Origin of the sequence: Sphingomonas sp. PP-F2F-G114-C0414 (assembly GCF_003688595.1) — a bacterium.
Lineage (GTDB): Bacteria > Pseudomonadota > Alphaproteobacteria > Sphingomonadales > Sphingomonadaceae > Sphingomonas.
Genome location: NZ_RCWT01000012.1, coordinates 74,236 through 86,909 on the forward strand (window position 1 = coordinate 74,236; position 12,674 = coordinate 86,909).

The 12,674-nt window shown below is 65.6% G+C and carries 10 protein-coding genes; 3 read left to right on the forward strand and 7 right to left on the reverse strand.

The window, feature by feature from the left end; genetic code table 11:
- The first annotated feature begins 9 nt into the window (after positions 1–9).
- The gene (locus tag C8J47_RS12265; protein WP_121885933.1) at positions 10–1,395 is read left to right on the forward strand and encodes a M20/M25/M40 family metallo-hydrolase; all 1,386 of its coding nucleotides are present in this window, start codon (positions 10–12) and stop codon (positions 1,393–1,395) included.
- A gap of 11 nt (positions 1,396–1,406) precedes the next feature.
- Here C8J47_RS12265 and C8J47_RS12270 read toward each other — a convergent pair whose 3' ends face one another.
- Complete coding sequence (locus C8J47_RS12270) at positions 1,407–2,219, reverse strand: shikimate 5-dehydrogenase (RefSeq protein ID WP_121886212.1); 813 nt, start codon at positions 2,217–2,219, stop codon at positions 1,407–1,409.
- A 155-nt stretch (positions 2,220–2,374) separates the two neighbouring features.
- Here C8J47_RS12270 and C8J47_RS12275 point away from each other — a divergent pair, with 155 nt between their 5' ends.
- Positions 2,375–4,876, forward strand: coding sequence for a TonB-dependent receptor (locus C8J47_RS12275; protein ID WP_183129100.1), 2,502 nt, complete (start codon positions 2,375–2,377; stop codon positions 4,874–4,876).
- Between the two features lie 57 nt (positions 4,877–4,933).
- Here C8J47_RS12275 and C8J47_RS12280 read toward each other — a convergent pair whose 3' ends face one another.
- From C8J47_RS12280 to C8J47_RS12290, 3 genes are all read right to left on the reverse strand, one after another.
- The gene (locus C8J47_RS12280) at positions 4,934–5,569 is read right to left on the reverse strand and encodes a hypothetical protein (protein ID WP_121885934.1); all 636 of its coding nucleotides are present in this window, start codon (positions 5,567–5,569) and stop codon (positions 4,934–4,936) included.
- Between the two features lie 23 nt (positions 5,570–5,592).
- On the reverse strand, positions 5,593–5,886 hold the full coding sequence (locus C8J47_RS12285; protein WP_259467519.1) for a hypothetical protein: 294 nt from the start codon (positions 5,884–5,886) through the stop codon (positions 5,593–5,595).
- A 98-nt stretch (positions 5,887–5,984) separates the two neighbouring features.
- Positions 5,985–6,254, reverse strand: coding sequence for a GlsB/YeaQ/YmgE family stress response membrane protein (locus C8J47_RS12290; RefSeq protein WP_056047837.1), 270 nt, complete (start codon positions 6,252–6,254; stop codon positions 5,985–5,987).
- A 165-nt stretch (positions 6,255–6,419) separates the two neighbouring features.
- On the opposite strand from C8J47_RS12290, the gene C8J47_RS12295 reads away from it, so the two are divergent.
- A complete protein-coding gene (locus tag C8J47_RS12295; RefSeq protein ID WP_121885935.1) occupies positions 6,420–7,895 on the forward strand; it encodes a helix-turn-helix transcriptional regulator in 1,476 nt (491 codons plus the stop codon).
- Positions 7,896–7,904: 9 nt separating this feature from the next.
- Here C8J47_RS12295 and C8J47_RS12300 read toward each other — a convergent pair whose 3' ends face one another.
- The 3 genes from C8J47_RS12300 to C8J47_RS12310 form a co-directional block, all read right to left on the reverse strand.
- Entirely contained in the window at positions 7,905–9,965 is a 2,061-nt protein-coding gene (locus C8J47_RS12300; protein WP_121885936.1) for a TonB-dependent siderophore receptor, read from the reverse strand.
- A 2-nt stretch (positions 9,966–9,967) separates the two neighbouring features.
- Positions 9,968–10,498 (reverse strand): YfiR/HmsC family protein, encoded by a 531-nt coding sequence (locus C8J47_RS12305; protein ID WP_056047829.1) that lies wholly within the window; start codon positions 10,496–10,498, stop codon positions 9,968–9,970.
- 153 nt (positions 10,499–10,651) lie between these two features.
- On the reverse strand, positions 10,652–12,667 hold the full coding sequence (locus C8J47_RS12310; RefSeq protein ID WP_183129101.1) for a bifunctional diguanylate cyclase/phosphodiesterase: 2,016 nt from the start codon (positions 12,665–12,667) through the stop codon (positions 10,652–10,654).
- Positions 12,668–12,674 lie beyond the last annotated feature (7 nt).

Below are 12,674 nucleotides of genomic sequence, written 5' to 3' on the forward strand. Positions count from 1 at the left end.
GGACATGAGATGCCACTAAAGCTGCTCCTGACCTGCGCTGCCGTGACGGCCGCGATTCCCGCCACCGCCCAGACGACGAGCTCGCCGGCCGCCACCAACGGCCTCGAAATCGCCAAGAAGATGATCGCGTTTCGCAGCGTGCGCGGTCCCGGCAACCAGACGCCGCAGCTCGCCGCCTATCTGAAGTCGGTGCTGGTCGGCGGCGGCTTTGCGGCGAGCGACGTGACGGTCACCCCGGTCGACGACACCGCCTATCTGATCGCGACCTGGAAGGGGTCCGATGCGGCGCTGAAGCCGATCGTCGTCTCCGGGCATATCGACGTGGTCGAGGCCAAGCCCGCCGACTGGCAACGCGATCCGTTTACCGCAGTGGTCGAGAACGGCTATCTCTACGGCCGCGGCGCCACCGACATGAAGCTCGATGCCGCGCTCGCGATCGCGACGCTGCTCGACATGAAGAAGGCGGGGTACAAACCCAAGCGCGGCATCGTCCTCGCGCTGTCCGGCGACGAGGAAACCGTCATGAAGACGTCGTCGCTGATCGCCGACCGGCTCAAGACCGCCGAGATGGCGCTCAACATCGACGGCGGCGGCGGGCTGTACGGCGAAGACGGCAAGGCCGAATATTTCACGGTCGGCGCGGCGGAAAAGACCTATGCCGACTTCCAGCTCGAAACGACCAGTGCGGGCGGCCACTCGTCCGCCCCGCGCAAAGTGAACGCGATCAACCAACTCGCCGCCGCGCTGGTGAAAATCGGCGACTATCGATTCACGCCGCAGCTGTCGCCGATCACCAAGGGTTATTTCGAGGGCGTCGCACCGCGCCAGACGCCCGAGATCGGTGCCGCGATGCGCGCTTTCGCCGCCAATCCCAAGGACGAGAAGGCGATCGAGACGCTCGCCGCCAACCCAGGGTATGTCGGCCAGATCGGCACGACCTGCGTCACGTCGATGATCAGCGGCGGTCACGCGCTCAACGCCTTGCCGCAGCGCGCGACCGCGAACATCAACTGCCGCATCTTCCCCGGCGTGAAACCGGCGACCGTGATGGCCGAACTCGCCAAGGTCGCCGCCGACCCCGGCGTCAAGTTCAGCGACGTCACCGAAGGGTCGAACCCGACCGACGCCTCGCCGTTGCGCGCCGACCTGATGGGTGCGGTCAAGACGGCGATGGCCAAGATCCGCCCCGGCGTGCCGATCTTCCCGAGCATGTCGGCGGGCGCGAGCGATTCGATGTGGTACCGCTCGGTCGGCGTACCTAGCTACGGCGTCAGCCCGACCTTCATCAAGCAGTCCGACGACTTCAGCCACGGCCTCAACGAGCGCACGCCGATCGACAACATCCCGCTGGCGATCACCTATTACCGCTCGCTGCTCACCGACCTGACGAAATAGGTGCGCGCGGCTTACGCGTTCGCGCGCGCCCACTCGGCCGCGTCGGCGACCTGCGCGGCATCGGGCGTCACGCCGGTGTAGAGCACGAACTGTTGCAGCGCCTGCAGAGTCGCGACCTCGGTCCCGGTGATGCAGCGCTTGCCCGCGTCCGCGGCGGCGCGCAGGAACGGCGTCTCGGGCGGATATTGCACCACGTCGAACGCGATGTCGCACGCCGCGATCATGTCGGGCGAGAATGCCAGAGCGTCCGCATCCGCCCCGGTCATCCCGATCGGCGTCACGTTGATCAGGAGCGCCGCCGCCCCGCTCGCTTCGGATGCCCAACGATATCCGTACAGATCGGCGAGCGCCCGCCCAGCCGCCGCATTGCGCGCGACGATCGTGCCATCGCGGAAACCGCTGTCGCTCAGCGCGGCGGCGACCGCCTTCGCCATCCCGCCCGAGCCGTGCAGCACGAACGCGAGCGATCGATCGATATCGCTGACCAGATCGACGACCGCACCGTAATCCGTGTTGTGCCCGGTCAGCACGCCGTCGTCGTTGACGATCGTGTTCACGCTGTCGATCGCACTCGCCGATGGCGCCAGACCGTCCAGCAGCGCGATCACCGCCTCCTTGAACGGCATCGAGATCGCACAGCCACGAATATCCAGCGCGCGAATGCCTCCTATCGCCGCAGGCAGGTCGGAGGTCGAGAACGACTTGTACAAATAATCGAGCCCGGTCAGTGCGTAGAGCCGGTTGTGAAAACGAGTGCCGAAATTGCCGGGCCTCGCCGACAACGACATGCACAGACGTGTATCGCGTCCGATCGGCGGTTTCATGCGGCTCTCCTTCGTCATTCCCGCGTCTATATACCGTCCGGCCGGCGCCACCATCCCGCCCCCTCAAAGCTGAGCTTTAGGCATCCGATCAAAATAGATATTGGTAATCCCACTATATCAATGGAGTTTATCGGCACAGGTTCGGGGGACGCGATATGGTGCTGACTGCTTTGCTGATGACGTTACAGAGTGCCGAGCAGGTGCCGCAGACCCCGCCGCCACAGCCAGCACCCGTAGCGACGTCGGCCGCGCAATCGGCGCAGTCCACAGGCGAGCAGGAACGCGCAGGCCCGGCGTCGGGCGATGGAGGTGGCGACATCCTCGTCACCGCACGCCGCCGCGCGGAAACCGTCCAGAGCGTGCCGATCGCGATGTCGGTGATCGGCGGCACCGCGATCGCCGACACCGGCGCGTACAATGTCAGCCGCATCACGCAGCTTGCACCGACGCTGCAATTCTATTCGACCAACCCGCGCAATTCGGCCGCCAACATCCGCGGGCTCGGCGCGCCGTTCGGGCTGACCAACGACGGCATCGAACAGGGCGTCGGCATCTATGTCGACCAGGTCTATTACAGCCGCATCGCCTCGGCGACGTTCGACTTCACCGATACCGAGCGGATCGAGATCCTTCGCGGACCGCAGGGCACCCTATACGGCAAGAACACCACCGCGGGCGCGATCAACGTCACCACACGCGCGCCGAGCTTCACGCCCGAGGCGCGCGTCGAGCTGAGCGGCGGCAATTACGATTTCTTCCAGGGCAAGGCGTCGGTGTCGGGGCCGCTGGTCGACGACAAGCTGGCGATCCGGCTGTCGACGTCGATCACGACACGGCGCGGCACGATCTACAATTCGCGCACCGACACCTATCTCAACAGCCAGGACAATCTCGGATTTCGCGGCCAGCTGCTGTGGCGTGCGGCCTCCAATCTCGACCTGACGCTGTACGGCGATTACGGCCGGCAGAACCCCAATTGCTGCGTCCAATATTACGCGCGGGTCGGCACGACGCAGCGCCCGCTCAACCGGCAATATGCGGCGCTCGCCGCGGCGCAGGGCTATGTCGTGCCCTCGACGAACGCGTTCGACCGCGTGACCGACGTCGATACGCCGTTGCGCGCGAAGCAGGAACTGGGCGGCGCATCGCTGCTCGCGAATTGGGATCTCGGCCCGGCGACGGTGACGTCGGTGACGGCGTGGCGGTTCTGGCATTGGGACCCGTCGAACGATCGCGACTTCATCGGCCTGCCGATCACCCCGGTCTCGGCAAACCCGTCGCAGCAGAGCCAGTTCAGCCAGGAACTGCGGGTCGGATCGAACGGCACGCACGCGGTCGACTACACGGTCGGCGTCTTCTACTTCCACCAGACGATCGATACGCAGGGTCTTCAGGTGCAGGGGCCCGCGGCGAGCCGGTTCCTGCTCAATCCCGGCAACGGTGTCGCGCCCGGCGCCACCGGATGCGCGACCGCGACCACCGCGGCCTGCAACCCGTCGGTGCTCGACGGGCTGACCAGCCGCAATACGATCGGCTTCACCAACACCAGCGCCGCGCTGTTCGGAAAGCTCACCTGGCATGCCACGAACAAGCTTCAGATCGCGCCCGGCCTGCGGTTGAACTACGACAAGAAGGATGGCGATTACGTATCCGTCGTCACCACCGGCAATGGCGGCACCACGCTGACAGCCGATCAGCGCGGCGTGCTCGCACCGCAAAGCTACAAGCCGAAATTCGATAACTGGAACCTGTCGGGCGACATCACCGCGTCGTACACCGTGACCCCCGACATCCACGCCTATGCGACCTATGCGCGCAGCTATAAATCGGGCGGCATCAATCTGTCGGGTCTGCCGCTCGACGCCAACAACAATCCGATCCTCGCCTCGGCGACCGTGAAGCCGGAAAAGGTCAATCATTACGAGCTGGGGCTGAAGACGCAGTTCGCCGATCGGCGCGTGACGTTGAACATCGCCGGGTTCTGGACCGAGATCGCGGATTACCAGGCGACCGTCACCAACAACCAGTATTCGGTGTTGCGCGGCTATCTCGCGAACGCGGGCAAGGTACGCACGCGCGGTCTCGAATTCGACTCCGCGTTCCGGCCGTCGGAGCGGCTGAACCTGTACGTCAACGGCGCCTACACCGACGCCAAATACGTCAAGTTCGTCGATGCGCCCTGCCCGCCCGAACTGACCGGCGGCACCGCGGCGGATGCGACGCACCCGGCGAGCCCCGCGGGCCAGGCCGGCACCGCGACCCGGCCGTCGTACAGCCCGGCGAGTTGCGACATCTCGGGGCAGCGCCTGCCCGGCGTCTCGAAATTCGCGCTCTCCTACGGGGCGGAATACGACCTGCCGGCGCGGATCGCGGGCAAGGATGGCCAGCTCTATGTCGGTTATGACGGCAGCTACCGGTCGCATTTCTCGTCGAACCCGTCGGAGTCGATTTATACCGAGATCAACGGCTATTCGCTGAGCAACTTCCGCGTCGGGTTCCGCGAGCGCGAGGGGATCAATGCGTTTCTCTGGCTCCGCAATGCGTTCGACGAGCATTACTATGATGTACTCGCAACCCAGTCGGGCAGCACCGGCCTGATCGTCGGCCAACCCGGCGATCCAAGGACCTACGGCGCGACGATTTCCACGCGGTTCTGACGAAAAACGGCGGCCTGTTTTCCAACAGGCCGCCGTCTTTATTTAAGCCGTAGTAGCTCAGTAGGTCGTCGACGTCGTGGTCGGCCGATACCGGCTCCGCTCGGCAGCGACTTCGTCACGCGTATAGGCGGGAGCAGCCTCGTCGAAGCGGCTCCAGCCGTCCTGGCGATACGCCGCGCCGCGCGTCGTCGCGTCGACCGAGCGGTTGCGATCGAGCACCGCTTCGGCTTCGGTGACCAAATCGTCCTCGACGCGCGCGCTCAGCAGCGTGCCACCGCGACGGACGCCTTCCGAATAGACATGCGCGTCTTCTTCGGAGTGGCCTGCGTCCTTCAATGCGCCAACGATGGTGCCGGTCGCGGCCCCGCCGGCCGCACCGATTCCGGCGCCGACCACGGTCGAGGCGAGCCAGCCGGCCGCGACGATCGGGCCAAGGCCTGGGATCGCGAGCAGACCGAGCCCGGCGAGCAGGCCGCCGACGCCGCCGACCGCTGCGCCGGTCGAGACACCGCGGCTGACATCGCCGCGGTCGTCGACGTCGCCGAGCGTCGTGTCCGTATCGCCATGCGCGCCGTCGGCGTTGCTCGCGACGATGCTGATATGGCTATGCGGTACGCCCAGCCGCTCGAGATCGTGGAGCGCGGCGGTTGCGTCGGCATAGTCGTCGAACAGGCGTGTGAGTGTCTTGGTCATCGTTTCTCTCCTAAGGATTGGGATCAGCGCGCGGTCACGTTGCCCTTGTAGTCGAGCCCGACATGGACCTTCTTGCCGCCGCGGGTCGCCATCCCGCGCCAGACGCCGTCCTTGTCCTTGGTCAGCGCGGACACCGATCGATAGCCGGCCTTGGTCAACCGACCGCGCGCCTGGTCTTGCGAGAAGGAATTGGCGCCGCTGGCGGGGGCGGCGACATGGGCTGCGTCGTTGTTCTTGATAGCGGGGTTGTGCGCGCCGGTATGCGTCGCGGTCTGTGCGACGGCGCTCGACGCCAGCAGCATTGCGCCACAGGCCATAAATGCTCGAACAGTCATCATACTCTCCTTTGTTTCTTGTTCTTCGATAATCCGCAGTCGGGGCGGCAGTTCCACGCTGGAACTGCCGCGCCGTTTGCTCAGCGTGCCGTGCCGCGACGAAACAGGTTGATGATCGCGAGCAGGATGACCGCGCCGACCAGCGAGATCAGGATCGACTGGATGTTGAGCGCGCCGTCCATGATCGAGGCGCCACCGATCAGCGGCGTGATCAGGAACCCGGCGAGCAACGCGCCGACGATCCCGACGACGATGTTGAGGAAGATCCCCTGCTGCGCATCGGTCCGCATGATCATGCTGGCGACCCAGCCGATGAGTCCGCCGACGACGAGAAGGATGATGAGGTTCATGATGAGGTTCCCTGGGGTGGTTGTAGTACGGGATGCTCAACAGTCGGATGCGCGGTTCCGTTCAGATCGCATCTTTTGCCGGTTGGTGCAGAAGTACCGGGGTGATTGGTATTTTTGTTCTGCGCGGTGCGGAACAAGAGTACCCCGGCCGGCGCTGGACGGGGTATGACGAAGACCTCGCATCCGCCGCTCCACGCCCCCACGCTGCACCATCTCGAACAGCTCATGACCGGCCTGCTCGAGGGCGTGATCCTGATGGACCCGACCGGCGTCATCCTCAGCGCCAATCCCGCCGCACTGAAGATGCACGGGATATCCTCGGTGAAGGATCTGGGCGAGACCGCCGACGAGTACGCCGCGCGGTTCGATCTGCGCCACCGGAATCACAAGAGGATCCCGCGCCGCGAATACCCGCTGATGCGACTGCTCGCGGGGGAGAGCTTTCCCGACCTGATCGTCGAGGTCGGCCCGGCGGGTGCGGACGATCCACGCTGGGTGCACCAGGTTCGCGATATCGTCATGGACGAGCATGGTGGCGAGCCCGATTGCCTGGGGCTCGTCATCAACGACGTCTCCGAACGGTTCGATGCCGAGGATCGGTTCGAGGCGATGTTCCATGCCAACCCGGCGCCGGCGCTGATCATCCGCGTTGCCGACCAGCGCTATGTGCTCGCCAATCAGGGGTTTCTCGACCTGTCGGGCTACAGCCGCGACCAGATTATCGGCAAGACGCTGTTCGAGTTCGATTTCCTGACCGAGGTGCAGCGCAAGCCGTTCGTCAGGGACTGCGTGGCCGCGGGCAAGACGGTGCCGCAGCTCGAAGCCGAGCTGCCGCTGGCGAGCGGCGACAAGACGCTGGTCGTGCTGGCCGGCCAGCCGATCGAGGTCGCGAACGAAGACTGCCTGTTGTTCACCTTCGCCGATCTCGAACCGCGTCGTCAGGCCGAACGCGCGTTGCAGGCCAGCGAACGCCATTTCGCCTCGGTGTTCGAGATGGCACCGATCGCGATGGTCGTGACGCAGGGCGACGACAACCGCATCGCGCAGGTCAACGCCGCATTCAAGACGCTCACCGGCTACACCGAGAAGGCGGTCATTGGCGAGGTCGCGGACGACCTGCAATTATGGAACGATGCGGCTCAGCGCGAAGGACTCGAAACCGAAATCCGCGAGCGCGGCGGCTTTCGCGGCCACGACGTCCGGCTGCTCCACAAGAACGGCGAAGGGCTCGATTGCCTGGTGTCCGCCGAACGGATCAGCGTCGACGGCGAACCCTGTGTGCTATGGCTGTATCAGGACATCTCGGCACGGCGGCGCGGCGAACTCGATCTCGTCGAAGCGATCGATGCGGTGATGAAGGACGCCAACTGGCTCAGCCGCTCGATCATGGACAAGCTGGCGACGCTGCGGAACCCGCGTGCGCTGCCCGGGACCAGCGCCCCCTCGACCGATCTCAGCAAACGCGAACGCGAAGTGCTCGAACTGATCTGCCAGGATCTCGACGATGCAGCGATCGCCGAGCGGCTTGGCCTGTCGCGCAACACGGTCCGAAACCATGTCGCGCGGCTCTACGCCAAGATCGGCGTCAACCGACGCAGCGCCGCCGTGGTCTGGGCCCACGAGCGCGGCGTCGGAGCCTGATCGCAGCGGTCAGAACGAAAAGCTGATCCCCGATCGCACCCGCGTATCCGCGGGCAGCGGCGATCCTGCAGCCCCCGACGCGTGCGTCAAATTCTCACCCGCAACCCACGCCGAGACCGTCCGTGACAAGCGGACACCGACCTTCGCGTCGAGCGCGAGCGCGGCCGACACGTCGAACAGATCGAGAAACGTATCGGGCCGCGTGCTGAGCTGACGCGTCGCCGACGAGTACCGGCCGACAACCGATCCAGACCAACGCGCGTCGCTATAATCGATCACGACATTGGCCTTGTGCCGCGCAGTCGCTTCGCCGGGCAGGAACGAATATTCGATGCCGCGGGCATTCCCCGGCAATGCCTCGTCGGTCTGCGTGAAGGAATAATTCGCGCGCCAGGTGACATGGTCCCGGATCGCCCCCCGCGCCGACAGCTCCACCCCGTACGTGCGGAAATTCCCGATATTGGCGACCCGCGTGACGAGGAACGGATCGGTCACGCCGTGGATCTCGAGCACCGGATTGTCACCGGGATAGGCGATCGCGTTGTTCGTGCGGGTCAAGAACGCCACCGTCTTGATTTCCAGCGCGTCGGAGATCCGGTAATCATAGGCGAGTTCGGCGCTCCAGACCTCGACCGGTTTGATCGCCGGATCGCCGGCGACGACGACCGGCAGCGGCACGCCGACGAACGTCACCGGGATGTTCATCCCGAACACCACCAGCGACGGCGCCTGCACGGCGCGCCCGCCGTTCAGCCGGACGGTCTGCCGGACCCCCAGCTGATAGACCGCCGCAGCGTTGAAGCTGAATGCGGTGAACGAGCGGTCGAAGTCAGGCGCGGTGTTGGCGGTGATTGCGGCGATCGTCCCCGATTGCCCCAGCGACAGCGTGTCGATCCGGCCGGCAAGGTTCACGGACAGCGGATCGGCGACCCGCACGTCGAGCATCGCATTGGCCGAGAGGACCGAATAGTCGGTGATCCGCGAAAACGTCACGCCGCTGTCGACGCGGTTGTCGCGGTACTCGACACCGACCCGCGCGGTATCGTTGCCGCTCAGCCGGACCAGCGCCGAGGTCTGCGCGACTAAGGTGCGTGCCGAAAGATCGAACGTCTGCAGCGCGGCGATCGGCGCGCGTCCCGGATCGTTCGATCCGATCCCGTATCGGGCATCGAGCCAGTTGTTGTACACCTGCGCGGTGATGCTGCCCCACGGCGTGTCGCGGTCGACGTGCACGCCGATATTGCGCGTCCTGTAGAGCTGTTCGCTGTAGATCTGCGTGACGAGCAGTTCCAACTGGCGATTGCGCGCATAGCCGCCGGTCACGCTCAACTGGGTCTGCGCGTCGAGATCGGCATCGACCGTCGCCGACACGTCGTCGCGGATCACGTCGTCGGCGCGCGCAGGCTGGATCTGGTCGGCCGGTATCGCGCGCTCGTTCTCGCGCATGTGCCCGCCGGACACCCGGAGTCCGATCGCGCTGGAGACCGGCATGCTGAGCGCACCGGCGATCCGGCCATAGCCATGATTGCCGGCCTCGGCGGTGGCGAAGATCTTGCGGCTCGCCAGCGGATCGATCGTGATGATGTTGACGACGCCGCTCGCCGCATTGAACCCGAACAGCGCACCGACCGGGCCGCGCACGAGTTCGATCTGCTGGATTTCCTCGAGCTGGATGCCGAGCAGGTTCCAGTCGGTCATCCCGTAGTGATCGAGATAGACCTGGCGCCCGTTGACCAGCACGAGCAGCCGCGGGTTGTACGTCTGCACGCCGCCGCGCACGGCGATGTCGCTCTGCCCCGCGGTCCAGTGGTTCACGTCGATCCCGGCATAGGTACTGAGCAGGCTCGGAACGTCCTTGGCCGGCGAGCGCAGGATCTGCTCGTGGTTGATGACGATCGTCGATGCAGGGCTTTCCGACTGGCGTTGCGGCTTGCCGGTGACGCTCTTGGTGACGGGTTCGCCCATCGTCTGGCGCAGCAGGTCGTAATCCATGCGTTGCGCATGGACGGGCATCGCGACGAGCGGCAGGATCGTGATTGCGGCGAGACGAAGCGAAGTATGATACCGCACGATCAGACCTCCTTGACGAGCATGAGGAATGCCGAGCCGAAGCGGATACCGCTGCGTCGCGCCGCCGCCTTGCTGACGATGATCTGCGTCCGGTTCGGGCTAGTGATGCCGACGACGCACTTCCCGCTGATGACGCAGGCAGAGTCCGCCGTGATCGTCAGAACCGACTGCGCGCCGGCCGCCGCCGCGACCTCGTCCTGATATGCACGCAGGCCCGTCGTCACGAAGGCGGCCTTGACCCCGCTCAGCTGTCCGAGGTTCGACACGGCCACGCGCCGCGTCCGCAGCGTCGCCCGCCCAATGGTGATGCCGTTCGACAGCGCGCGTTCCATATCCGCCGCGTCCGCTTCCGATGCGGCATTGCCGGGCTCGTACACGATCGCGACCGGCACGACGCCGACCGGCGCCGGCTGCACGAAGGTGATGACGCGCGCCGCGACCGGCACGTTGAGCACCGCCGACGGTGCCGGCTGCGTCGGCAGCACGGCCGAAAAGGCGAGGATGGGACCCGCGAGATACGACAGAGATTTCACGTTGATCCTAAGGGTTCGTCCCGCATGACAGCGGGTTCGACAATGAGCGATGCCCGGTGCCCGTAGAAAAACGGGTCGTCGCGGAGAATATCGTGGCTGGCTTGGGTCGACGCGCGCCACCTGCGGACCGCGCGCGATACGGCACGGACATTGTCACGCCGCTTCGCGCTCACCGCGCGTGACGAGCGCGGCAGCCTGCGCGAACGCGGTCGGCTTGCCGAAGAAATAGCCCTGCCCCTGCGTGCAACCGCGTTGTGCGAGCAGGCTCGCGGTCTGCGCGTCTTCGATGCCCTCGGCTGTCACTTCCATGCCAAAATTCACCGCCAGCGCGACGATCGCATCGATCAGCTTTTCGCTTTCGACGCTTTCGTGCATCGACCTGACGAAGCTTTGGTCGATCTTGATCTTGTCGAATTTGAACCGTCGCAGGTGGGACAGGCTCGAATAACCGGTGCCGAAATCGTCGAGCGCAATCGAGATCCCGCTCCGACGGAAGGTGTCGAGAACGCGTTCGGCGGCGACGACGTCGTCCATCACCGCGTCCTCGGTGATCTCGATCTCGATCCGCGACGGGATCACGTGCGCATCGCGGATGATCCCGATCAGCGTCTCGGCGAGGTTCGGCTCCTCAAGCTGCATCGGCGATATGTTCACCGCCATCCGCAGATGATCGGGCATATGGCTGAGGTCGATACACGCCTGACGCAGGACCGACTTGGTCATCTCGGTGATCTGCCCGGTCGTTTCGGCGATCCGGACGAACCTGTCGGGCGTCAGCAGCCCCAGACGCGGATGATACCACCGCGCGAGGACCTCGAAGCCATAGAGCTGGCCGTCCGAGAACCGCATGATCGGCTGATAGAAAGGCCGTATCTCGCCGCGCACGATGCCATCGCACAGTTCCTGCTCCATCCGGCGCCGTTCGAGACGGTCGAGCTCCATCGCCGGGGCGAACAGGCAGACCCGTCGTATCCGGTCGCGCTTGGCCTCGTACATCGCGATGTCGGCGGCGTGCAGCAGGTCGTCGGGTTCGGATCCATCCTCGGGGAACCGCGAGACGCCGATGCTGGCGCCGACCTTGATCATGTTGCCGCGCCATACGAGCGGCTCATGCAACGCGACGCTCGCCTGATGGGCCAGCGCCATCACGTCGCTATGCTCCTGGTCCTGCGGCAGGAGGATGGCGAACTCGTCGCCGCCCAGCCGCGCGATCGTGCTGTTCGCCCCGAAGACGACCCGCAGGCGGTGCGCCACCACCTTCAGCACCGTGTCGCCTGCCGCGTGGCCGTGCGTGTCGTTGGCGTCCTTGAAACTGTCGAGATCAGTCAGGATCACCGACAATCTGCTGTCGGACGCCAGCGCCGCGCCGACCGCGCGTTCGATATCGCCGACGAACACGCGTCGATTGACCAACCCCGTCAGCGCGTCGGTCCGCGCCAGCAGCAGCGCCTCCTGTTCGGCGACGCCGCGCCGGATGATTTCCGCGCGCAACTGCGTCCCGCGTGTCGCCGCCAGCGCAAGCCAGGCATAGGACAGCGCCGCGACGATCAGCATCGCGGTCGTGACCAGCGCGACGAGCAGACGGGTCCGCCAGGCGGCCTCCTCGGCATGGCGGTGCGCGTCGGTGATGCCCGACGCGGCGATACCCTTGATCGCCGTCAGGACGTGATCGGCATTGGCGCGGAACGGCCGAAGCATGCCGACGCTGGTCGCGAAATCGATCTCCAGCATCGACGAGACCACGTCGACCGCCTCGCGATATTTCGCGAGTTCGACGACGACGTTGGCGGCGCGCGCGCGATCGTGCGGCGACATGGCCTGCTGCTGCGCCGCGAGATCGGCACTGATCCGATCGATCCGGGCGCTGATTCGGCCAAGACGATGTTCGCCGCCCGCGGACGGTCCGCTCGCCGCTTCGTCGACCATCAGCCGGTACAGATTGCCGTCTTCGTGATCGAACCGTGCCGCGATCTCGCTCAACGACACCGCCGCGTCCATGTCGCGGTCGACGATCACGCTGTTGGCATGCTGGACGTAGATCAGCGTGCCGAGGCACAAGGTCACAGCCAGGACGAGGAGGACGATGACCGCCTTCGGACCCGCGACGACGCGCGAAAACGGCACCAAGTTCAGCAGCGACGCGGCGAACCGGATTGCCGTGCCGAGCATGCCCGTT

Excerpts from the sequence above, each read along its gene's own strand:
- C8J47_RS12275 (WP_183129100.1), top strand. The coding sequence starts at position 2,375 with ATGGTGCTGACTGCTTTGCTGATGACGTTACAGAGTGCCGAGCAGGTG.
- C8J47_RS12310 (WP_183129101.1), bottom strand. The coding sequence starts at position 12,667 with ATGCTCGGCACGGCAATCCGGTTCGCCGCGTCGCTGCTGAACTTGGTG.
- C8J47_RS12295 (WP_121885935.1), top strand. The coding sequence starts at position 6,420 with ATGACGAAGACCTCGCATCCGCCGCTCCACGCCCCCACGCTGCACCAT.
- C8J47_RS12285 (WP_259467519.1), bottom strand. The coding sequence starts at position 5,886 with ATGGCCTGTGGCGCAATGCTGCTGGCGTCGAGCGCCGTCGCACAGACC.
- C8J47_RS12270 (WP_121886212.1), bottom strand. The coding sequence starts at position 2,219 with ATGAAACCGCCGATCGGACGCGATACACGTCTGTGCATGTCGTTGTCG.
- C8J47_RS12265 (WP_121885933.1), top strand. The coding sequence starts at position 10 with ATGCCACTAAAGCTGCTCCTGACCTGCGCTGCCGTGACGGCCGCGATT.
- C8J47_RS12280 (WP_121885934.1), bottom strand. The coding sequence starts at position 5,569 with ATGACCAAGACACTCACACGCCTGTTCGACGACTATGCCGACGCAACC.
- C8J47_RS12290 (WP_056047837.1), bottom strand. The coding sequence starts at position 6,254 with ATGAACCTCATCATCCTTCTCGTCGTCGGCGGACTCATCGGCTGGGTC.